Source organism: Nocardiopsis sp. CNT312 (assembly GCF_000515115.1).
Classification (GTDB): domain Bacteria; phylum Actinomycetota; class Actinomycetes; order Streptosporangiales; family Streptosporangiaceae; genus Nocardiopsis.
The window spans coordinates 1-23,119 of record NZ_AZXF01000022.1 but is presented as its reverse complement, the minus strand read 5'-3'; the positions used below and the strand labels follow the sequence as shown (position 1 = coordinate 23,119).

Sequence of the window (23,119 nt, the reverse complement as noted above, 5' to 3'; positions counted from 1 at the left end):
TCGGGAGGGGGTGGCTTCCGATCGCTTCCCGCCGCGTTCGGGGTCCGGGCGCGGAGCGGAGTCGGCCGATTCCTATGTGTGCGGTGTTTCCCTTGAGTGTCGGTTTCGGGTGATCGAGACATTCCGGTTACCCATTGGAGGGTGTTCGCGTTATCGCCTGTTCGTTAACGTCGGCGGGGTGGGGCGCGCCCCGTGCCGGGCGCACGAGGTCTCGGAGGGCATGCCCTCGTGGGCCGGCGGGCCGCTGCGCCCCACCGCTCCGGCCGGTCCCAGGGGCTGTCCCCCGCCCCTGGGCCTGGTCCCGCCCCCCTCGGGAGGCCGGAGGGGATAGGTTCTCCCGTATGGGGATCCGACACATCGCACTCTTCTCGTGGCGGGACGACGTCACACAGGCCCAGGTCGCCGAGGTCGAGGCGCTCCTGGCCGGCCTGCCCGGCACCGTTCCCGCCCTGCGCTCCTACGCCTTCGGGCCTGATCTGGGACTGGGTGAAGGCCGCCACGACTTCGCCGTGGTGGCCGACCTCGACGACGAGGCCGGATTCGCCGCCTACCGCGACCACCCCGCGCACCAGGCCGCGCTGAAGGTCATCCGCCCGATGCTCGCCGGGCGTGCCGCCGTCCAGTTCCGCCTCCCGGCCTAGAGTCCGTCCCCCGCCCGCGGTGGCCGCGCCGGGGTCAGGTCAGGAGCCGGGAGATCTCCCCGAAGGTCGGGCACGGCCAGGACAGGTAGCAGCCCAGGCATCCGTCCCCGTCGGGCGTGTCGCCCTCCCCGGGGCGGTGGAGGAGGAGCAGGTCCAGGCAGACCCCAGCCAGGGCGGTGACCTCCGCGCGCGCGTTCGCGTAGAAGGCGACGTCGTTGATCCGGGAGAGCGCACTGGACGAACGCGCCTTCGGGAGGCCGACGGTGTCCGGCTCCCATGGCACCGCGCGGGTCGAGCGGTCCCGGATCCCCTGCACGCACCGGAGCAGCCGTGCGTGCTCGGAGGGGGCCCCACCCCGCGGCGTCGGAGTGGTGAACGATGCCATCGCTGATCTCCCAACGCGTGGACGCGCAACCTCGCGATGTTACACAGGGTATAGGCGGCATCGCTGATTGTCGCGTTACGCGCGACGGCCGCCGGCGGACCGCCCCCGAGGGGAGAGGCGGCCCGACCGCGGTGCGCCGCTGTCAGCAGGCGCCCCCGCAGCTGCAGGAACTGCCGCTCTGGCAGCCGCAGCTGCACCCGGAGCCGCAGCTGCACCCGCCCAGGGCGGGGAGAGTGGTCGGTGTGTCGGTCACGATTCCTCCTCGGGGTCTCGGCGGTACCCGTGCCGACGGTGCCGGTTCCCTTCCCGGTGACGGGAGGGGCATCACGGGCGCGCGTCCCAGGGCCAGGGGTGCCCTGTGCGCCGCCGTGACAACCCGCCACGCCGGAACGACGTGCGGCCAGCCGAGGCAGAGCGGTCGCCGTGCGGCCCCCGGGAACCGGGGCGACCTGCGGTGTCTCCGCGTGGACTCAAGCGAAGAGACCCGGACCGGGCACCGGGCGGCGCGTCATTTGGTAGAGCCAAACCTGCCCGAGGAACATGACCGGAACCATCGGCGCCAGCACCCTCCACACCACCGCCGGAACCTCAGGGCGTCGGCGCGCACGGGCCTGGGAAGTCGTGCGGCCGCACCACCGACAGTACGGCCCGCACCTCGGGGAGGCGCGTCGTCTCCAGGAAGGGGCTCCCATGCCGTGCCTACTCCCCGGGGAGTACGGCCGCCGCCTAGAACACCCCTTCTGGGGGAGCGGGGGAGTCCACGGCGTCGGCGTCGCGGACCGGCGCCCGGCCCGACGTGAATCGGTCCAGGTCCCGCCCCTCCACCAGGCGCGCCATCTCCGGGTCGCGGTGCGCCCGGCGCCCCAGCTCGTCGGCGGGCAGCGGCCGGTGTCCCGCCACCAGCACCAGGTTGCCGAACCGGCGTCCGCGCAGCACACCCGGATCGGCGGTCAGCACGGCGTGCGGCAGCACCTCCCGCGCGGTGGCGGCCTGGCCGCGCGCGTGCGCCAGGCCGTGCCCGTCGCCGACGTTCACCACCAGGAACCCTCCGGGGCGCAGTACCCGCGCTGCCTCTGCGTAGAACTCCACCGATGTCAGCTTCGCCGGGGTCCGCGCCCCCGAGAACACGTCGGACAGGACCAGGTCGGCGCTCGCGTCACGGCGGGCGGCGATCCACTCCCGGGCGTCGCCGATCCCCACGCGCAGCCGGGCACGCCGGTCCCAGGGCAGCCGACGGCGCACCATCTCCACGAGCGGGGCGTCGATGTCCACCGCACGCTGGTCCGAACCCGGTCGGGTGTGCGCGATGTAGCGGGCCAGGGTGAGAGCCCCGGCACCCAGGTGCAGGGCCTCCACCGGCTCGCCCTCCGGGGCGACCAGGTCGGCGGCGTGCGCCATCCGCCGTACGTAGGAGAAGTCCAGGTAGGCGGGGTCGGACAGGTCCACGTGTGACTGCGGCGTTCCCTCCACCACCAGGAACCAGGAGTCGGCCCGGTCGGCGTCGGCCAGCAGTTCCGCCCCCGGCACCCCGGTGTCCTCCTCCCGATCGCGCTCGCGCACCCTCCGTCCGCCCATGGCCCCGACCTCCGTTCGCTCCAACCCAGACTAGGGCCGGTTTCTCGAACGCGGTGCAGTGTGCTCCCGAGGGCACGTCCCCGTTCCCGAGGGCACTAACCTGGGTCTTCCGAGTGTCCCCACAGCGCGCCCGCCGGGCGCCAGCAACGAGGAGTGGCCGTGCTACTGCGGATGTCGACCCTGTTCCTGCGCACCCTGCGCGAGGACCCGGCGGACGCCGAGGTGCCCAGCCACAAGCTCCTCGTGCGCGGCGGGTTCGTGCGCAGGGCCGCCCCCGGTGTCTACTCGTGGCTGCCCCTGGGCAAGCTGGTCCTGGAGAACGTGTCCCGGGTGGTGCGCGAGGAGATGGACGCCATCGGCGCCCAGGAGGTCCTCCTCCCCGCCCTGCTCCCCAAGGAGTACTACGAGGCGACCGGCCGCTGGACCGAATACGGCGACACCCTCTTCCGCCTCAAGGACCGCAAGGGCGCCGACTACCTGCTCGGCCCCACCCACGAGGAGTTGTTCACCCTCCTGGTCAAGGGCGAGTACTCCTCCTACAAGGACTTCCCCGTCGTCCTGTACCAGATCCAGGAGAAGTTCCGCGACGAGGCGCGGCCCCGGGCCGGGGTGCTGCGCGGGCGCGAGTTCCACATGAAGGACTCCTACTCCTTCGACATCGACGACGAGGGCCTCCAGGCCTCCTACGACGCCCACCGCGCCGCCTACATCCGCATCTTCGACCGCCTCGGCCTGGAGTACGTGGTCGTCTCGGCCACCTCCGGGGCCATGGGCGGGTCGGCCTCAGAGGAGTTCCTGGCCGTGGCCGCCACCGGCGAGGACACCTTCGTGCGCAGCACGGGATCGGACTACGCCGCCAACGTCGAGGCCGTCGCCACCCCCGCGCCGTCCGCGCTCCCGGTCGAGGGGCTGCCCGAGGCCCGGGTCCACCACACCCCGGACACCGCCACTATCCGCACACTGGTGGACTTTCTCAACGCCGCCGGCCTGGGGCGCGACTTCAGCGAGGCCGACACCCTCAAGAACCTGCTGGTCAAGACGCGCGAGCCCGGCGCGAAGGACTGGGAGCTGCTCGGCGTCGGCGTGCCCGGAGACCGTGAGGTGGACCTCAAGCGCCTGGAGGCCGCGCTGGAGCCCGCCGAGGTCGCCCTCCTCGACGAGGCCGACTTCGCCGCCCACCCCTTCCTGGCCAAGGGCTACATCGGCCCGCGCGCCCTGATCGACAACAAGGTCCGCTACCTGGTCGACCCGCGTGTGGTCACCGGCACCTCCTGGGTGACCGGCGCCGACGAGACCGACCACCACGTGCTGGACCTGGTCGCGGGACGCGACTTCACCCCGGACGGCACCATCGACGTCGCCGAGGTGCGCGACGGCGACCCCTCGCCGGACGGCCGGGGCACGCTCTACACCGCGCGCGGCATCGAGATCGGCCACATCTTCCAACTGGGCCGCAAGTACACCGACGCCTTCGCCGTGGACGCCCTGGGCCCCGACGGCAAGCCCACGAGGGTCACGATGGGCTCCTACGGCATCGGCGTCTCCCGCGCGGTGGCCTCGATCGTGGAGCAGTCGCACGACGACAAGGGCATCGTGTGGCCGCGCGAGGTCGCCCCGGCCGACGTCCACGTGGTGGGCACCGGCAAGGGCGAGCAGATCGAGGAGGCGCTGCGGATCGCCGGGGAGCTCCGGGCGCGCGGCCTGCGCGTGCTGGTGGACGACCGCAAGGGCGTCTCGCCCGGGGTGAAGTTCACCGACGCCGAACTGCTCGGCATCCCCACCGCCGTCATCGTCGGCCGCGGCCTCAAGGACGGGATCGTGGAGCTGCGCGACCGCGCCACCGGCGAGCGCGAGGAGATCGCCCTGGCCGATGTCGTCGACCGGGCCGAGGCCGCCTGCAAGGCGTGAGTCCCTCCGGGGACGCCGCGCGCAGAAGGTCCGCGGCGTCCCCGGCCGGCGGTCACGCCTCGTCGAACCCGGGCAGGGCGTCGAGCTCGCCGCCCCACACCAGCGCCCGCACGGCGGCTTCCTGGAGGGCCCGGGCCGCGAGCGCGCGCAGCCCGGCGTCCCCGGACGCCGAAAGCCACAGGCACGCCCGTGCGGCAGCCCTCTCCAGCCCCACGGCGTAGCCGTCCAGGACCGCGTCGCCGCGCTCCTCGGGCAGCGGGTAGGCCGGGCGGGCGGGGGTCGGCCCGAAGCCGCGCTCAACGGCAGCCGCGTGCAGCGCGTCGCGTGTCTCCCGGTGGTGGTCCATGTGGGTCAACGCGCGGTCGCGCCGCTGCTCGTCACCGGCGGCACCCCGGACGAACTCGTACCCGTACACCGCCGCGTGCTCCGCGCCGAGCGCCTCGGCCAGCGCCTCCTCCGCCACACCCGTGCCCTCCGCTGTGCGTGCGCCCTCCACGGGAGCGGGAGTCTCAGACATCCGCGACCTCTTCCTCCCCGTCGGCCTCGCCGTCCCCGGGGCCGCCCTCCTCTTCGTCCCCGGCCCCTTCGAGGCGGCCCAGAAGGTAGGCGTGTCCGGCCTCGCAGGCACCGATCCCGCTGATCAACTGCGCGATACCCGGGTCGGAGACGTCCAGGGCCTGGTCGATGCGCGTGCTCGCGGCGGCGGCCTCCAGCGCGCGCAGCCCGGCCGCGTCCAGGACCCCCTCCGGTTCGGGGACGGCGGCGGCCGTCCCTCCGGAGGCCCCGCCCCCTCCGTCGGCCGCCGCGAGGGAGTCCTCCGGCAGGGCCTCCGTGAGCGCGTCCACGTGGGAGAGGTGGCGCTCCAGTGCACCGCGCAGCAGTTCCTCGGGGAGGTCGCCGCCGGCCAGCGCCGCCTCGTAGCGGGCCACCGTCCGCTCCTTCTCCCGGAGCACCGACCGCAGGACGTACTCCTCCGGAGCCACCTCCCGCGGGTACCAGTCCACCCGGCCGCATCCGGCCAGGCCGAAGGCGGCACCGGCCGCCGCGGCACCCAGCATGGCACGGCGGCTGACACCGCCCCGATCCCGGCCCACCCGGCCTCCTCCCGTGTCCCGCGCCAGGGGCGCGGTTCTCGCAGCTCGCAAGCGACGGCCGCCCTCACGCGGCCGGAGCCTATCCTTCCATGGAAGGAGCCCCCGCTCCCCGCTCCGACGGGTGCTCCGGCGTCCGCCGACGCGCCCTGGCCGCTTCGGGGGACCTGGAACGCTCCTAGGTGTGGATACCCTTGCAGCACGACCGCACCTCACACGCGAGGGCGGCCGGTCCGCCTTCCCGGAGGCGGACCCACACGTCGCAGACTACGTACAGAGCTGGACCGCCCCGTACACGACGGCTCAGGCCGAGCGGGCGGGATTTCGCTGTTGGAGGGGCAACACGACATGGGAGCGCAGGCGCGCGAGGAGCGCATCGCCGAGCTGCTGGAGCCGGTCCTGGCCAAGGCCGGGCTGGAGCTGGAGGCCGTCGAACTCACGCCCGCGGGCAAGAAGCGGGTACTGCGCGTGATCGTGGACTCCGACGACGGTGTTGACCTGGACACGATCGGCGAGGCCACCCAGGACGTCGACGGCGCCCTGGAATCCTCCGATGTCATGGGCGAGCTGCCCTACAACCTGGAGGTCTCCTCGCCCGGCGTGAGCCGGCCGCTGACACAGCCGAGGCACTGGCGACGCAACCGCGGCCGGCTGGTGAAGGCCGCCCTCGCCGAGGGGGGAGAGGTCACCGGCCGTATCACCGGCGCCGACGACCAGGGGGTCACCCTGGAGATCGAGGGTCAGCCCCGCACCTTCGCCCACGCCGAACTGGCCCAGGGCAGGGTGCAGGTGGAATTCCGCCGCGACACCGACGCCGACGCGGCGGACTAGAGGGGGAGCCCCGTGGATATTGACATGAGTGTCCTGCGCAGCTTGCAGGGCGAGAAGGACATCTCGGTCGAGCTGGTCGCCAAGGCCATCGAGGACGCCCTGCTGATCGCCTACCATCGCGAGGAGGGCGCGGACAAGCGCGCCCGCGTCGAGCTCAACCGCTCCAGCGGCCACGTCACCGTGTGGGTGGCCGAGCTGGACGAGGAGGGCGAGACGGTCGGCGAGTACGACGGCACCCCCTCCGGGTTCGGCCGCATCGCGACCTCCACCGCCAAGCAGGTCATCCTCCAGCGCCTGCGCGACGCCGAGGACGAGATGACCCTCGGCGAGTTCGCCGGGCGCGAGCACGACATCGTTTCCGGCATCATCCAACAGGGCCGGGATCCCCGCAACGTGCTGGTCGACCTCGGCAGGCTGGAGGCCGTGCTGCCCCCGCAGGAGCAGGTGCCCACGGAGACCTACACGCACGGCGAGCGGCTGCGCGCCTACGTCGTGCAGGTCCGCAAGGGCCACCGCGGTCCGTCGGTGACCCTGTCGCGGACCCACCCCAACCTGGTGCGCAAGCTCTTCCAGTTGGAGGTGCCCGAGATCGCCGACGGCACCGTCGAGATCGCCTCCATCGCACGCGAGGCCGGGCACCGCACCAAGATGGCGGTCCGCTCCAACCGCGGCGGCGTGAACGCCAAGGGCGCCTGCATCGGCCCGCTCGGCAGCCGCGTCCGCAACGTCATGGCCGAGCTGCACGGCGAGAAGATCGACATCGTCGACCACTCCGACGACCCTGCCGTGTTCGTGGCCAACGCGCTCTCGCCCGCACGCGTCAACTCGGTGGAGATCCTGGACATGGCCGCCAAGGTGGCCCGCGTGATCGTCCCCGACTACCAGCAGTCCCTGGCGATCGGCAAGGAGGGGCAGAACGCCCGCCTGGCCGCGCGACTCACCGGATGGCGCATCGACATCCGCTCCGACGCCCAGCCCGACGCCGACACGGCGGAGGGGGCCGACGGGCCCGGCGCGGACGCCGACGGCGCTCCGGTGGCCGACTGATCGGATCGAACCCGTGTCACGACGCGATAGGGTGGAGGAAGGCGGTCTTGGCCGACCCGTGCGCACGTGCGTGGGGTGCCGGTCACGGGCAGTCCAGTCCGGCCTCGTGAGGCTGGTGGCCGAGGGCACGGTCATCACGCCCGACACCCGGGGCCGTCTTCCAGGGCGCGGTGCCTACCTGCACGACGACCGGCGTTGCCTGGAGCTCGCCGTGCGTCGCAGAGTGTGGTCGCGGGCCTTCAGGGAGCGGAGCGCCCACGGCTCCGGCCAGTGGGACCTCTCCCGCGTGGAGGCACTGATCGGCTCCGCCCCGAGTGGCGGAACCGTGCCCGGTTCCGGTTAGGGTTGGAATGTCTGAGCCGACCGTCGGTGTTGTACTCACCGAGGTCGGCGTGCCGTGCTGTGTCGGCACGCACAACCGGCCCATTGTTGTGTAGCGATGAGGAAGCAGGTCGAGATTGCGATGAGCGCCTGATGAGTACGCAGCGATGAGTAACTCGAGCTGACAACGGTCCGGCACGTGCCCATGTCCCGGACCGAAGCTGAAGGAGAGTAGTGGCGAAGGTCCGGGTGTACGAACTCGCCAAGGAGTTCGGAGTAGAGAGCAAGGCCGTCCTGGCCAAGCTCAACGAGATGGGCGAATTCGTCCGTTCGGCGTCCTCGACGATAGAGGCACCGGTCGTACGACGCCTGCAAGAGGCTTTCAACGACGGATCCCAGGGCGGTGGGAAGAAGAGCGGTTCGGCTCCCAAGCCGGGACCGCGCTCCGCCGCGTCCGGATCCACACGCGCGGCCGCGCCCAAGCCGGGGCCCGCACCCAAGCCGGGACCGCGCCCCGCGGCGCCCAAGCCCGGCCCCAAGAGCGAAGCGCCCAAGGGTGAGTCCGCCAAGGCCGAAGCGCCCAAGAGCCAGGCGGCTCCGCGGGCGGCCGCGCCCAAGCCGGGGCCCAAGGCGCCCCGCGGCGACGCCGGTGCGCGTCCCGCGGCGCCCAAGCCCGGCCCGCAGGGCGGCCGTGGTGAGCGTCCGCAGCGCGGCGAGCGCGCGGGCCGCTCCGAGGGCGGCCGCGGTCCGCGTCCCACCGGCCCGCGTCCGGGCAACAACCCGTTCGCGTCCAACGCCTCCGGCATGGGGTCCAAGCCGACCGCTCCGCGTCCGGGCCCGCGTCCGGGCGGGAACGCTCCGCGTCCGGGCCCGCGCCCGGGCGGTCCGGGCGGTCCGGGCGGTCCGCGTCCGGGCCCGCAGGGCGGCGACCAGCGCGCCCCGCGCCCGGGTGGCGCCTCCGGCGCTCCGCGTCCGGGACCCCGTCCCGGTCCGCGTCCGGGTGGTCCGGGCGGTCCGGGCGGTCCGCGTCCGGGCCCGCAGGGCGGCGACCAGCGCGCCCCGCGCCCGGGTGGCGCCTCCGGTGCTCCGCGTCCCGGCGGCGGTGCCCCGCGTCCCGGCGGCGGTCCCCGTCCGGGTGGCGGTGCCCCGCGTCCCGGCGGTCCGCGTCCCAGTCCGATGAACATGCCCGCGTCCCGTCCGGCCGCCCCCGCGGGCGGTGGCCGGGGCGGACGTCCCGGTGGCGGCCGCGGCCGCGGGGGAGCCCCCGCGGGTCCGCGTCCCGGTGGTGGCGGCGGCGGCCGTCCCGGCGGGTTCGGCGGCCGTCCCGGTGGCGGCGGTCGCGGGCGCGGTGGCGGCACGGCCGGCGCGTTCGGCCGTCCGGGCGGTCGTCCCGGGCGCTCCCGCAAGTCCAAGAAGCAGCGGCGCCAAGAGTTCCAGGACCTCCAGGCCCCGTCGTTCGGCGGCGTCAAGATCCCGAGCGGCAACAACCAGGTGATCCGCCTGTCCCGCGGTGCCTCGCTGTCGGACTTCGGCGACAAGATCGACGTCAACCCGGCGTCGCTGGTCCAGGTGATGATGCACCTGGGCGAGATGGTCACCGCGACCCAGTCGCTGCCGGACGAGACCCTGCAACTGCTGGGCGAGGAGCTCAAGTACACGGTCGAGGTCGTCAGTCCCGAGGACGAGGACCGCGAGCTGCTGGAGTCCTTCTCCATCGAGTTCGGTGAGGACGAGGGCGGCGACGAGGACCTGCGTCCGCGTCCGCCGGTGGTCACCGTCATGGGTCACGTCGACCACGGTAAGACCCGACTGCTGGACACCATCCGCAAGGCCAACGTCGTCAGCGGCGAGGCCGGCGGGATCACCCAGCACATCGGTGCCTACCAGGTCTCCACCCGGGTGGAGGACGAGGACCGCAAGATCACCTTCATCGACACCCCCGGCCACGAGGCGTTCACCGCCATGCGTGCCCGAGGTGCGAAGGTCACCGACATCGCGGTGCTCGTGGTGGCGGCCGACGACGGCGTCAAGCCGCAGACGGCGGAGGCCATCGACCACGCCAAGGCGGCCGAGGTGCCGATCGTCGTCGCGGTCAACAAGATCGACGTCGAGGGTGCCGACCCGCAGCGGGTCCGCGCGCAGCTCACCGAGTACGGCCTGGTGGCCGAGGAGTACGGCGGCGACGTCCAGTTCGTGGACATCTCCGCGCTCAAGGGCACCAACATCGACTCCCTGCTGGAGTCGATCGTCCTGACCTCCGACGCGGCCCTGGAACTCCAGGCCAACCCGGACATGGACGCGCAGGGCATCGCCATCGAGGCCTACCTGGACCGCGGCCGCGGTTCGATGGCCACGGTGCTCGTCCAGCGCGGCACCCTGGACGTGGGCGACTCGATCGTCTGCGGCGACGCCTACGGCCGTGTGCGGGCCATGCTCGACGAGCACGGCCAGAACGTGCAGAGCGCCGAGCCGTCCCGCCCGGTGCAGGTGTTGGGCCTGACCAACGTGCCCAGCGCCGGCGACAGCTTCCTGGTCGTCAAGGACGACCGGGTGGCCCGGCAGATCGCCCAGCAGCGCGAGGCGCGCGAGCGCTTCGCCCAGCAGGCGAAGTCGGCGCGGCGGGTCACGATGGAGACCTGGCAGGACCGCCTCAAGGAGGGCGAGCGCTCCGAGCTGCTCCTCCTCATCAAGGGTGACATGTCCGGTTCCGTCGAGGCCCTCGAAGAGTCGCTGCTCAAGATCGACTCCGGCGGCGACGAGGTCGCCATCCGGGTCATCGGGCGCGGTGTCGGTGCGATCACGCAGAACGACATCAACCTGGCGTCCTCCGCCGACGCGATCATCATCGGCTTCAACGTTCGGCCCGAGGGCAAGAACAGCGAGCTCGCCGACCGCATGGGCGTGGACATCCGGTACTACTCGGTGATCTACAAGGCCATCGACGAGGTCGAGGCCGCCGTCAAGGGTCTCCTCAAGCCGGTCTACGAGGAGGTCCAGCTCGGCAGCGCCGAGATCCGCGAGGTCTTCAAGGTGCCCAAGATCGGCAACATCGCCGGTTCGATCGTCCGCGGCGGCCTCATCCGCCGCAACGCCAAGGCGCGGCTCATCCGCGAAGGGGTGGTCATCTCCGACAACCTCACCGTGGAGTCGCTGCGCAGGTTCAAGGACGACGCGACCGAGGTCCGCGAGGGCTTCGAGTGCGGTATCGGTGTCGGCTACAACGACCTGCGGCTCGAAGACGTCATCGAGACCTACGAGATGCAGGAGAAGCCCCGCGACTGACCCTCGCGGAGTCTGATCCCACTGGGGCCCCGGCCGCGAGGCCGGGGCCCCTCCTTTGACGGCTCACACACCCACAGGTGATCCACGTGTACGTTGGGGCGCTGTCCCTGGACGTCCTGCTCGGGGACGTCCGTTCACTCAAACAGAAGCGTTCGGTGGTGCGCCCGGTCATCGCCGACCTGCGCCGCAAGTTCTCGGTGTCGGTGTCCGAGACCGCCGACCAGGACCTGTACCGCAGGGCGAGGATCGGTGTGGCGGTGGTCTCGTCGACGGCCGCGCACGCCCGGGAGCTCATGGACTCCTGTGAACGGTTCGTCGCGGGCCGTCCCGAACTGGAGCTGCTGTCCGCCAGGCAGCGGCTCTTCAACGAAGAGGAAGACTGACCATGGTTGACGCCGCTCGCGCGCGGAAGATCGCCGACCGCATCCAGCGCATCGTCGCCGAGATGCTGGACCGGCGGGTCAAGGACCCCCGCCTGGGGTTCGTCACGGTGACCGACGCCCGGATCACCGCCGACCTGCGGGACGCCACGGTGTACTACACGGTGTTCGGCTCGCCCGAGGAGAAGGCGGGTACCTCCGCCGCCCTGGAGAGTGCCAAGGGCCTGATCCGCAGCGAGGTGGGCCGCCAGACCGGTATCCGGCACACGCCGAGCCTGACCTTCGTCTTCGACGAGGTGCAGCAGAACGCCCAGCACATCGAGGAGCTGCTCGCCCAGGCGCGCAGGTCCGACGAGGAGGTGGCCCAGAAGGCCACCGGGGCCCGGCACGCCGGGGAGGCCGACCCCTACAAGGCCCCCCGCGAAACCGAAGAGGACGAGTAGGGCGAACGTTCGGGCGGCGGTGCCACCGCGCCGCCGCCCCCCTTTCTTTCGAGGAGAGCCATGGCCGAGAGCGGTGTCCTGGTGGTCGACAAGCCCGCCGACTGGACCTCCCACGACGTGGTCGCCAAGACCCGCGGACTGGCGCGCACCCGCAGAGTGGGGCACGCCGGAACGCTGGACCCGATGGCCACGGGCGTGCTCGTGCTGGGGATCGAGAAGGGCACCAAGATCCTGGGCCACCTCGCGCTCACCGAGAAGGTCTACGAGGCGACCGTCCGGCTGGGACTGGCCACCAACACCGACGACGCCCAGGGCGAGCCGGGGGCGCGCACGGACGCCTCCGGGGTCCTGGAGGAGGACGTCCGCGAGGCCGCGGCCCGGCTCACCGGGCGGATCCAGCAGGTGCCGCCGCAGGTCAGCGCGATCAAGGTGGACGGCAAACGCGCCTACAAGTCGGCCCGGGAGGGCAAGGAGGTCGCGCTCAAGGCACGCGAGGTGACGGTGAGCGCCTTCAGCGTCTCCGACGTGCGCAGGGTGGCGGACGCCGACGGCGTGTTCGTGGACGTGGACGCCGAGGTGACCTGCTCCAGCGGCACCTACATCCGGTCGCTGGCCCGTGACATGGGTGCCGACCTGGGGGTGGGCGGCCACCTGACCGCGCTGCGCCGTACCCGGGTGGGCCCCTACGACCTGGCGCAGGCCCGCACCCTGGAGCAGCTCGCCGAGGAGTTCACGCAGGTCCCGCTGGCTCTGGCGGTGGCGGCGGCGTTCCCGGCGCGGGAGCTGACCGAGGAGGAGACGGGGCGGATCCGGCACGGCAACCGGATCGCGGTGCAGGGTCCGGGCGGCGGCCCGGTGGGGCTGTTCGCGCCCGACGGCCGCGTGGTGGCGCTGGGGGAGAACCGCCGGGACCACACCAAGCCGGTGGTCGTCTTCGACCCCGCCTGACCTGTTTATTGGCGCTTATCATGTACATGAACCCTCATTGTGGCTAGAATCATGTACATGATGATGCTGCCGCTGGCCGAAGCCAGAAACAAGCTGTCCAAGATCATCGATGCCGTCGAGAGAACCCACGACTCCATCACCATCACGCGCAACGGGAAGCCTTCTGCCGTGGTGATCTCCGTGGACGACTACGAGTCGCTCATGGAGACGTTCGCTCTTTTGGAGAGCCCGGAGGAGCAGGAGCGGCTGCGTGAAGCCGAGAAGTCACTTGAAGCGGGCGATGTAACGACTGCTGAGGAGATGGCCGAACTCCTGCGGGAGCGAGTGGAACGTGAGGTCAGGCATGAGTGACCGGTACGACCTTGTTCTGGCCCGGCCTGCTCGCCGCGCGCTTATGGAGGAACTCCCGGTCAAGATCGCCTCGGCTGTGTGGGAGTTGGTGGACGGGGATCTTCGATCCGCGCCTCGACGGGTGGGGAAACCCCTTCAAGTCCCGTTCCGTGGACAGTGGGTGGCGCGCCGTTCCACATACCGTGTGCGTTACCGGATCGACGATGAGGCGCACACGGTTATCGTCCTCGATATTCAGGGCAGGGCTGACGCCTATCGTTATTCGGGGAGGCGCTGACCGTTGGAATCACACCATGCCGGTGGTGCCCTTCGGCGTTCTCGGTGGTCAGGGAGTGGCTTGGATCCCTTGTTCCACATAGGATCGGTCGATCCTGTCGAGCACCGCTTGGATGCGTTCGTCAGAGACGGATCCGTGCTCGGTCTCCATGGCAGCCAGTAGTTCCCCGAGACGGTCCTGTTCGATCTTGCGCCGGATTGTCTCCGTGGCGTAGGAGGACGGCCCCAACGGTCCGCTGTGGGTGCGTGCCTCTTCCCCGATGTCTTCGGGCAGAGGCACAGAGTGCTGCTCGCTGCCACGTCCCATACCACCGATGCTATCCAGCATGCCGCCACGGTCCCGGGGAGAGTGCCGGGTGGCATCGGTCCGTCCGGTCCTCTCTGGGGGACCATTGGTGTGATGGCGCCCTTCGGCGTCTTCCAGTCCATGCGGGACACGCTGCGTGCGGCCCGCCGATGAACCGGGCGTGTGTCACGAGCCGGTGCGCGGCCCGGTGTCCTCCGACTCCTCCCACAGCGTCGACCGCTCCTCGATCCACCGCCGCATGAGCACGGCCGGATCGACACCCTCGGCCGACGCCGCCGCGCGGACCCGGTCCATGGCGGGCTTGGGCAGCCGGATCGAGGGGACGACCACGAACCGGTCCGCCGGGACCGGTTCGTGCCGCTTCAGTTCTCCCCGGGCGATCTCTTCGCCGAGGTCGTGGTGGTCGTAGGACCGGGCCAGTTCTTCGAGTCGCTTCTCGTCCACGGCCGATCCTCCCGAGGTGCTCCCGCCGCCGGTTGAGTGTCACGGACGACGTTCCCACACGCCGGGCCCGTGCCCGGCCAGGAAGTCCGCCAGGGCTCCGGTGAGTTCGGCGGGACACTCCATCGACGGCATGTGCCCCGATCCGGGGAGGTCGAGCAGGCGCGCCTCCGGCAGGCCCGCGGCGTACACGTCGGAGATCTCCTGGATCTCGGGTACGTCCCGGCCTCCCTTGACCACCAGGGCCGGTGCGGCCACCTCCGCCAGGCGGCCCTCGGCGGGCGGCTCGGGCGGCGCCTCCGTGGCGGGCGGGCCGCTCCACATCCGCTGGAAGGTGGCGCGGTACAGCTCCAGGAGCCGCTCCCACATCCCCTCGGGCAGGTCCCGCGGGCTCCGGTGCGGCCCCAGCACGAAGAACCGGGCCTGGGCCCGCGCCACCGCCGCCACATCCTCCGGGGCGGGGTCGGCGTGCCCCCGCCGGTACCGCGCGAGGCGCTCGGGCGGCACCGCGTCGGCCATGGCCCGGCCCGCCGCCGTGACGAAGCTCTCCGGCCACCGCCGCCCGGTCATCGCCGCGCACACCAGCCCCAGGGCGCTCACCCGCTCCGGCGAGGTCAGGGCGGCGTCCACCGCGAACCCGCCGCCCATCGACGCCCCCACCAGGGCGGCGCGTTCGATGTCCAGCGCGTCCATCAGGGCCAGCAGGTCCTCGTGGTGGGCGACCGCCCCGGAGGCGTCGTCCGACTCGCCGTAGCCGCGCCAGTCGTAGCGCACCACCCGGTGGCGCTCGGCCAGCGCCGTGAACTGGTGGTCCCACATACGGCGGTCCCCGACCGCCGCGTGCACGAGGACCACCGGCGGGCCCTCGCCCCTCTCCTCGTAGCCCAGTACGGTCCGGCCGATGTCGATGCGCGTCATGGAGGGGACGCTACGGCCGGGCGGTGGCCGGGTCGACCCCTGTCCGCTCAGGGCGGACGGTCTCCGCCGCGGGCGCTACGGGTGCCCGCGTGCACGGAGCGCCCGCGGCGGTGGCACCCTGGATTCAGGGGGACCCGGCGCGTGCCGATAGTGTGCGTTGCGGTCGTTCACGAACAGGTGCGAGGGGAGTCCACTGGTGGGGCGTTGGGAAGGGCTGGAGGACGTTCCCTCCGGATGGGGCCGTTCGGTGGTGGCGGTCGGTGTCTTCGACGGCGTGCACCGCGGCCACCAGGCGATCGTCGGGACCGCGCGGCGGCGGGGGCGCGACCTCGGGGTCCCGGTGGTCGTGATGACCTTCGACCCCCACCCGGAGGCGGTCCTGCACGGGGCGGGTCCGGGCGTGCTCACCCCGGTGGGGCGGCGTGCCGACCTGCTGGAGGAGCAGGGGGCCGACCAGGTGTGCGTGCTGCCGTTCACTCCCGAACTGGCCGCGCTCACCGCCGAGGAGTTCGTCCAGCGCGCGCTCGTCGACCGGCTCCGCGCCCGCGCCGTGGTGGTGGGTGAGGACTTCCGCTTCGGGCACCGGGCGGCCGGCGACGTGCCGGTTCTGGAGGAGCTCGGCGGCAAGTACGACTTCACCGTCGACGGGGTGCGCCTAGTCGCCGACAGCGGCACGATCACCTCCACGCGCGTGCGCGCCCTGCTCGCAGAGGGTGCGGTCGCCGAGGCCGCGCTGCTGCTGGGGCGCCCGCACCGGGTGGAGGGCGAGGTGGTGCACGGCGCGGCGCGCGGCCGCGAGCTGCTCGGCTTCCCCACCGCCAACATGGACCTCGCTCCGGACACGGCCGTGCCGGGCGACGGCGTGTACGCGGGCTGGCTCAGCCACACCGCCCCCGTGCAGGGGGGCGGTGAGTCGCGGTGGCCCGCGGCGATCTCGGTGGGCACCAACCCCCAGTTCGACGGCACGGAGCGCACGGTCGAGGCCTACGCCCTGGACCGCAACGACCTGGAGCTGTACGGCGCGCACATGGCGGTGGACTTCACCGAGCGGATCCGGGGCCAGGAGAAGTTCGCGAGCCTGGAAGAGCTGATCGCCGCCATGCACCGCGACGTCGACCGCTGCCGCGAGGTGCTCGTGCGGTGACGGACGGTGGCGGGTCGGTGCGTGGCCTCACCCTTTGGGGTAGAGTGGGTCCGTCCACGTGTGCCCTGCCTCCGTCCCTCCTCCCGGAGGGGCCGTCGGCGGGGAGCGCGGTGCGCCCACGCCGTCTGCGGCGGGCCCGCGCACGACACACGCGACGGTGACTGTTCGTACGCGCGGTCACCGCGTCTGCCCCCGGCCCCGTCCGGGGGGTCCCGCGTACCGCTGACGAAGAATGGAGCGCTGTGTCGATCGACACCGCCACCAAGGCGAAGATCATCTCCGAGTACGGCACCGGCGAGGGTGACACCGGTTCTCCCGAGGTCCAGGTCGCGCTGCTCACGCACCGCATCACCGAGCTGACGGAGCACCTCAAGGGCCACAAGCACGACCACCACAGCCGTCGCGGCCTGCTCCTGATGGTCGGCCGCCGCCGCCGCCTGCTCAAGTACATCGCCAAGCAGGACATCACCCGGTACCGCTCGCTCATCGAGCGCCTGGGCCTGCGCCGCTGATGTGGCCGCGGGGGTGGTTTCGGCTGCCCCCGCCCCTTCGTTGGGAGTAGGGTGTGACACGTGCGGGGCCCGGTCCCGTGCGCGCACAGAAGCATAGACAGACAGGTCCCGTGATCCTTCCTCGGCCACAGGGGCCGGTCCTCGGTAGTGGTCTCCGGCACGCCTCTCAGGGGCGCCGTGGACTTCGATCGATGACCGGCCGTCATCACTTCCGAGGCACGACGCGGGCGAGGACCAGCGCACCGCTTCCACGCGAGTGCGCCCCACAACGTGTAGTAGGAGGTCGCCCATGGAGGGCGTGTTCTCAGCCGAGGCCGTGATCGACAACGGCCGCTTCGGCACCCGTACCATCCGCTTCGAGACCGGCAGGCTCGCGCAGCAGGCCGCCGGTTCGGCCTCGGTCTACCTGGACGACGAGACCGTCGTCCTGTCGGCCACCACCGCCTCGAAGCGCCCCAAGGACAACCTCGACTTCTTCCCCCTGACGGTGGACGTCGAGGAGCGCATGTACGCCGCGGGCCGCATCCCCGGCTCCTTCTTCCGGCGCGAGGGGCGTCCCTCCGAGGACGCCATCCTCACCTGCCGCCTGATCGACCGGCCGCTGCGCCCGTCGTTCAGGAAGGGCCTGCGCAACGAGATCCAGATCGTCGAGACGATCCTGGCGCTGCACCCCGACCACCTGTACGACGTCGTCGCCATCAACGCGGCCTCGATGTCCACACAGATCTCCGGCATCCCCTTCTCCGGTCCCATCGGCGGCGTGCGCGTCGCCCTCGTCGAGGGCCAGTGGGTGGGCTTCCCCACCCACACCGAGCTGGCGGACGCCACCTTCGACATGGTCGTCGCCGGGCGCGTTCTGGAGGACGGCGACGTCGCGATCATGATGGTCGAGGCCGAGTCCACCCAGCGCACCCTGAAGCTGGTCGCCGAGGGTGCCGTCGGCCCCGACGAGCAGACCGTCGCCGAGGGCCTGGAGGCCGCCAAGCCCTTCATCAAGGTCTTGTGCAAGGCCCAGGCCGCCGTCGCCGAGCAGTCCAGCAAGGAGACGGCCGAGTTCCCGATCTTCCTCGACTACGAGGAGGACGCCTACCAGGCCGTTGAGTCCGCCGTCCGCGAGGAGCTGTCCAAGGCTCTGACCATCGCCGACAAGCAGGAGCGCGAGGGTGAGCTGGACCGCGTCAAGGCGCTCGCGGCGGAGCGGGTCGGCGAGGCCTTCGAGGGCCGTGAGAAGGAGGTCGGCGCCGCCTTCCGGTCGCTGTCCAAGCAGCTCATGCGCGAGCGCGTGCTGCGCGAGAAGGTCCGCATCGACGGCCGCGGCCCCAAGGACATCCGTTCGCTCAGCGCCGAGGTCGGCGTGCTGCCGCGGGTGCACGGCTCCGCCCTGTTCGAGCGCGGTGAGACCCAGATCCTGGGCGTCACCACGCTGAACATGCTGCGCATGGAGCAGATGGTCGACACTCTCAACCCCGAGAAGACCAAGCGCTACATGCACAACTACAACTTCCCGCCCTACTCCACCGGTGAGACCGGCCGGGTGGGCTCACCCAAGCGGCGCGAGATCGGGCACGGCGCGCTCGCCGAGCGGGCCCTGCTCCCGGTCCTGCCCTCGCGCGAGGAGTTCCCCTACGCCATCCGGCAGGTGTCCGAGGCGCTGGGTTCCAACGGCTCCACCTCGATGGGTTCGGTCTGCGCCTCCACCATGTCCCTGATGGCGGCCGGCGTGCCGCTGAAGGAGATGGTGTCGGGCATCGCGATGGGCCTGATCAGTGAGGGCGACGAGTTCGTCACGCTCACTGACATCCTCGGAGCCGAGGACGCGTTCGGCGACATGGACTTCAAGGTCGCCGGCACCCGCGAGCTCATCACCGCGCTCCAGTTGGACACCAAGCTCGACGGCATCCCCGCTGAGCAGCTGGCCCTCGCCCTCCAGCAGGCCCGCGGTGCCCGCCTGGCCATCCTGGACGTGATGCAGGAGGCCATCGAGCGCCCGGCCGAGATGAGCCCGAACGCTCCGCGCATCCTCACGGTGAAGGTGCCCACGGAGAAGATCGGCGAGGTCATCGGCCCCAAGGGCAAGATGATCAACTCGATCCAGGACGACACCGGCGCCGAGATCACCATCGAGGACGACGGCACGATCTACATCGGCGCCACCGACGGCCCCTCGGCCGAGGCGGCCCGGGACACGATCAACCAGATCGCCAACCCGACGATGCCCGAGGTCGGCGACCGCTACCTCGGTACCGTGGTCAAGACCACCACGTTCGGCGCGTTCGTGTCGCTGCTGCCCGGCAAGGACGGCCTGCTGCACATCTCGCAGATCCGCAAGCTGCACGGCGGCAAGCGGATCGAGAACGTCGACGACGTGCTCGGCATCGGTGAGAAGATCCAGGTCGAGATCCGCGAGATCGACGACCGCGGCAAGCTCTCGCTTGCCCCGGTCGAGGTCGTGGAGGAGGCCGCAGCCGTCGCCGCCTCGGCGGAGGACCCCGCCGAGGGCTCCGACGAGGACGCTTCGGGTGACAAGGAGGGCGGGGCTCCGCGCCGCCGTCGCCGCCGCTCCTCCGGGGGCCGCTCCGAGAACACCTGATCAGGAAAAAGTCAGATTTGGGGGGCGGTCGCACCAGGGGTGCGGCCGCCCCCGGCGCGTATGCTCTGCTGGACCGGTGGGGCGTGCGCGACAGGCGCCCCCGGCGTACCCGACGAGAAGAAGGACCCATGAGTTCTGTCCCCATCGCAGCCGAGCAGGAGCCGGACACCACCCTCACCCTTCTGGAGCCCGAGGGGGGATCGGGGCTGGTGCGGCGGACCGTGCTCCCCGGCGGCCTGCGGGTGGTCACCGAGGACGTCCCCGGCGGCCGTTCGGCCGCCTTCGGGATCTCGGCCACCACGGGTTCGCGCGACGAGGACGGCAGGCACGCCGGTTCGGCGCACTTCCTGGAGCACCTGCTGTTCAAGGGGACCAGGACCCGTTCGGCACTGGAGATCTCCTCGCTGCTGGACGGGGTGGGTGCCGACCACAACGCCTACACCACCAAGGAGCACACCTGCTACTACGCCAAGGTGCTGGACCGGGACCTGCCGCTGGCCGTCGACGTCGTCGGCGACATGGTGGCCAACTCGGTCCTGGACGAGGGCGAGGTGGAGACCGAGCGCGGCGTGATCCTGGAGGAGATCGCCATGTACGAGGACGAGCCCGCCGACCTGGTGGACGACGTCTTCGCCGCGCACTTCTTCGCCGACAGCCCGCTGGGGCGGCCGATCCTCGGCACCGCCGACACCATCCGCGCCCTGTCGCGGGACCGGATCATGGAGCAGTACCGGGAGGCCTACGTCCCCGGTGAGCTGGTCGTCACCGCCGCCGGGAGCCTGGACCACGACGGGGTGGTGGAGCTGGTCCGGGGGATGTTCGCCGAGAAGCTGGCCGCGGCCGGGGACGCCCGCCCCGCCCGCCCCCGCACCGCCGGTGCCCGGGTGGGGGTCCACGACGGCACGGTCGTGGTGTCCCGCGAGACCGAGCAGGCGCATATCATCCTCGGTTCGGAGGGGCTGCCTCGCACCGACGGGCGCTGGCACGCCCTGCGGCTGCTCACCGCCGCGCTGGGCGGGGGCATGTCCTCCCGGCTGTTCCAGGAGGTGCGGGAGAAGCGCGGCCTCGCCTACTCCGTGCACTCCTACCACATCGGCTACGCCGACACGGGCCTGTTCCAGGTCTACGCGGGCTGCCTGCCGGAGAAGGCCGACGAGGTCATCGGGGTGTGCCGCGACGAGCTGGCCAAGGCCGCCGCCAACGGGATCACCTCAGAGGAGCTGACCCGCGCCAAGGGCCAGATCCAGGGCGCGTGGGTGCTGGCCAACGAGAGCACCAACGCCCGCATGGGGCGGCTGCTGGGGCACGAGCTCAACCACCCCCGCCACATGTCCGTGGACGAGGACCTGGCGCTGTTCGACGCCGTCACCGAGCGGGACGTGGCCGAGGTCGCCGCCGAGCTGCTGGCCCGCCCCCGCGCGCTGGCCGTCATCGGCCCCTACGACGAGAACCGCGCGTTCTAGTGCGGCGGCCGGGGCGCCGGGCCGGGAAGGCCCGGCGCCGCCCCGGCCACCTTCGGTTCGAAGCAGGTGTTCGGGTGTTCTTCAACCGTTGGGAGGCCGATCCGTGTTCACCGTGCGCCCCGCCACCGGGGCCGACACAGCCGGTGTGGTGTCGATGATCGCGGCGCGCTGCGACTGGATGGAACGGCGCGGCTTGGAATCGTGGCGGGAGAACGTCGACGACCTCGCCGGGCAGGCCGCGAGCGGCTCCATGTGGGTGCTCCAGGCCCAGGGCCGGATCGTCGGATGCGCCACGGTCATGACCCAGCCGCCGCCCAAGGACTGGACCGCCGAAGAGGCTGCGGAGCCCAGCCTGTACCTGTTCACCACCGTGACCGATCCCGCATACCGGGAGGCCGGGCCCGGAACGCTGATCGCCCTGTGGGCGGTCGACCGGGCTGCGCGGCAGGGCCGAAAGTGGGTTCGGCGCGGCTGCTTCTTCCCCGAACTGGTCGCGTACTACGAGACCCAGGGGTTCGTCCTGGTCAAGGAGCAGGACCGCAGTGCCGGACACCTGTACCTGCTCGCGCGCCGGGCCGAGCGCCTCGATCTCGGGAGGCTCGGTGTGGCGGAGAGCCCGGAGGTCTGACGTTCTTGGGGTGGTCGACCCCTGTGCTGGTGCAGAACTCAGCCCCGACCCCTGCACCAGCACAGGGGTCGACCCGTATGAGGGCGAAGGCCTCTCTCCAGTCGTGGCCCTGAACTGCGATTCCCTATGGCTCGGCCACATCTCCACGATTTTGAATCCATTCAAACATCCGATGGATGGCCGGATGCGGCCATGATGGTTCTGAGTACCTCTTATCAGCCTTAAGGCGCATGTCGCACGCTTGCGTGCCGCATGGTGTGTTCTGCGTCACCATTTTGTTTTGTGTGTGGTCTTGCTAGCTTCTTGCCCGGTCCCAAGGACAACCACCGTCCGTGCCCCGATGGCACGCAGGGGTGTTGCAAAGTCGGTGATCGATGGCATCGCTCCTGGTCACAGAAGCGTTCCAGCGTGAGGAAGGTGCCTTGAACACAACAACGGAGCCCTGGTAGAAGGTCAGGAACTTCCACACCCCTGGCCTCACAAGGACTCCGTTGCACCCCCAGTCTGCCATGCCCTCCCCCGCCCTGTCCGCGCCCGCCGAGGAAGAAGCCGATCCCCGCGACCGGCGGGGCCGCCGCCACCGCCTGGGCTGTATCGTCCTGGTCTGTCTGTGCGCGGTGCTGGCCGGAGCCCGCTCCCTGACCGCGATCGGCCAATGGGCGGCCAACGCACCCCCACGCACCCTGGCCCGTCTGGGAGCCCGCACCACCTGCCCCGGACTCGGAGTGCGCACCGCCCCCTCGACGGCCACCATCCGACGGGTGCTGACCAGCCTGGATCCTGCCGCCCTGACCCGCATGACCACCGCCGCCGACCTGGCTGTGCTCATCATTGACGGCAAGAGCGTGCGCGGCTCGCGCACCCGCCGTTCCCAGGCCGTGCACCTGCTGGCCGCGATGACCCCCGCCGGGCACGTCGCCGCCCAGATCCGGGTAGCGGACAAGACCAGCGAGATCCCCGCGCTCGCCGACGTCCTTGACGGGTTGGACATCGAGGGCAGCGTGGTCTCCGCAGACGCGCTGCACACCCAGACCGACACCGCCCGGCACCTGGTCAGCGAGCGCAAGGCCCACTACGTGTTCACCGTCAAAGGCAACCAGCCGACCTTGTTCGCACAGGTCAAAGCGCTTCCATGGGCGAAGGCGCCCGCCCTGTCCACCGAGACCGATCGCGCACACGGGCGGGTCGAGAGGCGCACCGTCAAGGTGCTCACCGCACCCCGGATCGCGTTCCCGCACGCGGCGCAGGTGCTGCGGGTGCACCGGTGGGTCAAGGAGGCGGCCACCGGGCGGGTGCGGCGCACCTACGCCTACGTCATCACGAGCCTGCCCGCCGAGCGGGCCGACGCCGCCCGGTTGGCGGGCCTGGTGCGGGGTCATTGGCGGATCGAGGCGCTACACCATGTACGGGACGTGAGCTTCGGCGAGGACGCCTCGCGGGTGCGGACCGGGCACGGTCCGCAGAACATGGCGATGCTGCGCAACCTGGTGATCCCGCTGCTGGCAGAGCTGGGGCACACGAGCATCCCCGAGGCGGTGCGTTGGGTGTCCTACGAGGCTTTCAGTCGCCCGCTCGACCTTCTCGGACTCGCGTGACCAGCGCTGATCCCGACCTCACCCGACTTTGAAACAGCCCTG

At 71.5% G+C, this 23,119-nt stretch carries 24 protein-coding genes; 17 read left to right on the top strand and 7 right to left on the bottom strand.

Features of this window, described 5'->3' with window-relative positions:
* Nucleotides 1–341 precede the first annotated feature (341 nt).
* On the top strand, nucleotides 342–641 hold the full coding sequence (locus B042_RS0111145) for a Dabb family protein (protein ID WP_028648356.1): 300 nt from the start codon (nucleotides 342–344) through the stop codon (nucleotides 639–641).
* Nucleotides 642–675: 34 nt separating this feature from the next.
* Here the strand turns inward: B042_RS0111145 and B042_RS0111140 are convergent, their stop codons facing one another.
* Nucleotides 676–1,026, bottom strand: coding sequence for a hypothetical protein (locus B042_RS0111140; protein WP_028648355.1), 351 nt, complete (start codon nucleotides 1,024–1,026; stop codon nucleotides 676–678).
* A gap of 726 nt (nucleotides 1,027–1,752) precedes the next feature.
* On the bottom strand, nucleotides 1,753–2,601 hold the full coding sequence (locus tag B042_RS0111130; protein WP_028648354.1) for a spermidine synthase: 849 nt from the start codon (nucleotides 2,599–2,601) through the stop codon (nucleotides 1,753–1,755).
* 171 nt (nucleotides 2,602–2,772) lie between these two features.
* On the opposite strand from B042_RS0111130, the gene B042_RS0111125 reads away from it, so the two are divergent.
* Nucleotides 2,773–4,509 (top strand): proline--tRNA ligase, encoded by a 1,737-nt coding sequence (locus B042_RS0111125; protein WP_028648353.1) that lies wholly within the window; start codon nucleotides 2,773–2,775, stop codon nucleotides 4,507–4,509.
* 52 nt (nucleotides 4,510–4,561) lie between these two features.
* On the opposite strand, the gene B042_RS0111120 is transcribed toward B042_RS0111125, so the two are convergent.
* A complete protein-coding gene (locus tag B042_RS0111120) occupies nucleotides 4,562–5,026 on the bottom strand; it encodes a DUF4439 domain-containing protein (protein ID WP_028648352.1) in 465 nt (154 codons plus the stop codon).
* Nucleotides 5,019–5,567, bottom strand: coding sequence for a hypothetical protein (locus B042_RS22860; RefSeq protein ID WP_369797696.1), 549 nt, complete (start codon nucleotides 5,565–5,567; stop codon nucleotides 5,019–5,021). Before B042_RS22860 ends, B042_RS0111120 begins: the two co-directional genes overlap by 8 nt.
* Nucleotides 5,568–5,948: 381 nt before the next feature.
* Here B042_RS22860 and rimP point away from each other — a divergent pair, with 381 nt between their 5' ends.
* The 9 genes from rimP to B042_RS24950 all read left to right on the top strand — a co-directional run bounded on the left by rimP (nucleotide 5,949) and on the right by B042_RS24950 (nucleotide 13,480).
* Complete coding sequence (gene rimP, locus B042_RS0111110; RefSeq protein WP_028648351.1) at nucleotides 5,949–6,431, top strand: ribosome maturation factor RimP; 483 nt, start codon at nucleotides 5,949–5,951, stop codon at nucleotides 6,429–6,431.
* A gap of 24 nt (nucleotides 6,432–6,455) precedes the next feature.
* The gene (gene nusA / locus B042_RS0111105; RefSeq protein WP_028648350.1) at nucleotides 6,456–7,478 is read left to right on the top strand and encodes a transcription termination factor NusA; all 1,023 of its coding nucleotides are present in this window, start codon (nucleotides 6,456–6,458) and stop codon (nucleotides 7,476–7,478) included.
* Between the two features lie 13 nt (nucleotides 7,479–7,491).
* On the top strand, nucleotides 7,492–7,821 hold the full coding sequence (locus B042_RS0111100; RefSeq protein WP_081748734.1) for a YlxR family protein: 330 nt from the start codon (nucleotides 7,492–7,494) through the stop codon (nucleotides 7,819–7,821).
* Between the two features lie 212 nt (nucleotides 7,822–8,033).
* Nucleotides 8,034–11,081: a translation initiation factor IF-2 gene (gene infB / locus B042_RS0111095; protein WP_028648348.1), complete on the top strand. Its 3,048-nt coding sequence runs from the start codon at nucleotides 8,034–8,036 to the stop codon at nucleotides 11,079–11,081.
* Nucleotides 11,082–11,167: 86 nt separating this feature from the next.
* Entirely contained in the window at nucleotides 11,168–11,464 is a 297-nt protein-coding gene (locus B042_RS0111090) for a DUF503 domain-containing protein (protein ID WP_028648347.1), read from the top strand.
* A gap of 2 nt (nucleotides 11,465–11,466) precedes the next feature.
* Entirely contained in the window at nucleotides 11,467–11,904 is a 438-nt protein-coding gene (rbfA, locus tag B042_RS0111085) for a 30S ribosome-binding factor RbfA (RefSeq protein ID WP_028648346.1), read from the top strand.
* A gap of 60 nt (nucleotides 11,905–11,964) precedes the next feature.
* Complete coding sequence (truB, locus tag B042_RS0111080; protein WP_028648345.1) at nucleotides 11,965–12,852, top strand: tRNA pseudouridine(55) synthase TruB; 888 nt, start codon at nucleotides 11,965–11,967, stop codon at nucleotides 12,850–12,852.
* Nucleotides 12,853–12,909: 57 nt separating this feature from the next.
* Entirely contained in the window at nucleotides 12,910–13,203 is a 294-nt protein-coding gene (locus B042_RS0111075; protein WP_028648344.1) for a type II toxin-antitoxin system Phd/YefM family antitoxin, read from the top strand.
* Nucleotides 13,196–13,480, top strand: coding sequence for a type II toxin-antitoxin system RelE/ParE family toxin (locus tag B042_RS24950; protein WP_081748733.1), 285 nt, complete (start codon nucleotides 13,196–13,198; stop codon nucleotides 13,478–13,480). Before B042_RS0111075 ends, B042_RS24950 begins: the two co-directional genes overlap by 8 nt.
* A gap of 48 nt (nucleotides 13,481–13,528) precedes the next feature.
* Here B042_RS24950 and B042_RS0111070 read toward each other — a convergent pair whose 3' ends face one another.
* The 3 genes from B042_RS0111070 to B042_RS22855 all read right to left on the bottom strand — a co-directional run bounded on the left by B042_RS0111070 (nucleotide 13,529) and on the right by B042_RS22855 (nucleotide 15,145).
* Nucleotides 13,529–13,807: a hypothetical protein gene (locus B042_RS0111070; protein ID WP_081748732.1), complete on the bottom strand. Its 279-nt coding sequence runs from the start codon at nucleotides 13,805–13,807 to the stop codon at nucleotides 13,529–13,531.
* A gap of 144 nt (nucleotides 13,808–13,951) precedes the next feature.
* Entirely contained in the window at nucleotides 13,952–14,230 is a 279-nt protein-coding gene (locus B042_RS0111065) for a hypothetical protein (RefSeq protein WP_028648342.1), read from the bottom strand.
* A 39-nt stretch (nucleotides 14,231–14,269) separates the two neighbouring features.
* Entirely contained in the window at nucleotides 14,270–15,145 is an 876-nt protein-coding gene (locus B042_RS22855) for an alpha/beta fold hydrolase (protein WP_051415632.1), read from the bottom strand.
* 196 nt (nucleotides 15,146–15,341) lie between these two features.
* On the opposite strand from B042_RS22855, the gene B042_RS0111055 reads away from it, so the two are divergent.
* The 6 genes from B042_RS0111055 to B042_RS0111030 all read left to right on the top strand — a co-directional run bounded on the left by B042_RS0111055 (nucleotide 15,342) and on the right by B042_RS0111030 (nucleotide 23,077).
* Nucleotides 15,342–16,289 (top strand): bifunctional riboflavin kinase/FAD synthetase, encoded by a 948-nt coding sequence (locus B042_RS0111055; protein ID WP_028648341.1) that lies wholly within the window; start codon nucleotides 15,342–15,344, stop codon nucleotides 16,287–16,289.
* A 242-nt stretch (nucleotides 16,290–16,531) separates the two neighbouring features.
* Nucleotides 16,532–16,801, top strand: coding sequence for a 30S ribosomal protein S15 (gene rpsO / locus B042_RS0111050; protein ID WP_028648340.1), 270 nt, complete (start codon nucleotides 16,532–16,534; stop codon nucleotides 16,799–16,801).
* A 289-nt stretch (nucleotides 16,802–17,090) separates the two neighbouring features.
* A complete protein-coding gene (locus tag B042_RS0111045; RefSeq protein ID WP_028648339.1) occupies nucleotides 17,091–19,391 on the top strand; it encodes a polyribonucleotide nucleotidyltransferase in 2,301 nt (766 codons plus the stop codon).
* A gap of 128 nt (nucleotides 19,392–19,519) precedes the next feature.
* The gene (locus tag B042_RS0111040) at nucleotides 19,520–20,854 is read left to right on the top strand and encodes a pitrilysin family protein (RefSeq protein ID WP_028648338.1); all 1,335 of its coding nucleotides are present in this window, start codon (nucleotides 19,520–19,522) and stop codon (nucleotides 20,852–20,854) included.
* A 103-nt stretch (nucleotides 20,855–20,957) separates the two neighbouring features.
* The gene (locus B042_RS0111035) at nucleotides 20,958–21,482 is read left to right on the top strand and encodes a GNAT family N-acetyltransferase (protein WP_028648337.1); all 525 of its coding nucleotides are present in this window, start codon (nucleotides 20,958–20,960) and stop codon (nucleotides 21,480–21,482) included.
* Nucleotides 21,483–21,973: 491 nt separating this feature from the next.
* A complete protein-coding gene (locus B042_RS0111030; protein WP_231493836.1) occupies nucleotides 21,974–23,077 on the top strand; it encodes an ISAs1 family transposase in 1,104 nt (367 codons plus the stop codon).
* Nucleotides 23,078–23,119 lie beyond the last annotated feature (42 nt).

What these genes read in the sequence shown, in the direction of transcription:
- B042_RS0111145 (WP_028648356.1), top strand. Translation starts at nt 342, where the DNA reads ATGGGGATCCGACACATCGCACTCTTCTCGTGGCGGGACGACGTCACA.
- B042_RS0111140 (WP_028648355.1), bottom strand. Translation starts at nt 1,026, where the DNA reads ATGGCATCGTTCACCACTCCGACGCCGCGGGGTGGGGCCCCCTCCGAG.
- B042_RS0111130 (WP_028648354.1), bottom strand. Translation starts at nt 2,601, where the DNA reads ATGGGCGGACGGAGGGTGCGCGAGCGCGATCGGGAGGAGGACACCGGG.
- B042_RS0111125 (WP_028648353.1), top strand. Translation starts at nt 2,773, where the DNA reads ATGTCGACCCTGTTCCTGCGCACCCTGCGCGAGGACCCGGCGGACGCC.
- B042_RS0111120 (WP_028648352.1), bottom strand. Translation starts at nt 5,026, where the DNA reads ATGTCTGAGACTCCCGCTCCCGTGGAGGGCGCACGCACAGCGGAGGGC.
- B042_RS22860 (WP_369797696.1), bottom strand. Translation starts at nt 5,567, where the DNA reads ATGCTGGGTGCCGCGGCGGCCGGTGCCGCCTTCGGCCTGGCCGGATGC.
- rimP (WP_028648351.1), top strand. Translation starts at nt 5,949, where the DNA reads ATGGGAGCGCAGGCGCGCGAGGAGCGCATCGCCGAGCTGCTGGAGCCG.
- nusA (WP_028648350.1), top strand. Translation starts at nt 6,456, where the DNA reads ATGAGTGTCCTGCGCAGCTTGCAGGGCGAGAAGGACATCTCGGTCGAG.
- rbfA (WP_028648346.1), top strand. Translation starts at nt 11,467, where the DNA reads ATGGTTGACGCCGCTCGCGCGCGGAAGATCGCCGACCGCATCCAGCGC.
- truB (WP_028648345.1), top strand. Translation starts at nt 11,965, where the DNA reads ATGGCCGAGAGCGGTGTCCTGGTGGTCGACAAGCCCGCCGACTGGACC.
- B042_RS0111075 (WP_028648344.1), top strand. Translation starts at nt 12,910, where the DNA reads ATGATGATGCTGCCGCTGGCCGAAGCCAGAAACAAGCTGTCCAAGATC.
- B042_RS24950 (WP_081748733.1), top strand. Translation starts at nt 13,196, where the DNA reads ATGAGTGACCGGTACGACCTTGTTCTGGCCCGGCCTGCTCGCCGCGCG.
- B042_RS0111070 (WP_081748732.1), bottom strand. Translation starts at nt 13,807, where the DNA reads ATGCTGGATAGCATCGGTGGTATGGGACGTGGCAGCGAGCAGCACTCT.
- B042_RS22855 (WP_051415632.1), bottom strand. Translation starts at nt 15,145, where the DNA reads ATGACGCGCATCGACATCGGCCGGACCGTACTGGGCTACGAGGAGAGG.
- B042_RS0111045 (WP_028648339.1), top strand. Translation starts at nt 17,091, where the DNA reads ATGGAGGGCGTGTTCTCAGCCGAGGCCGTGATCGACAACGGCCGCTTC.
- B042_RS0111040 (WP_028648338.1), top strand. Translation starts at nt 19,520, where the DNA reads ATGAGTTCTGTCCCCATCGCAGCCGAGCAGGAGCCGGACACCACCCTC.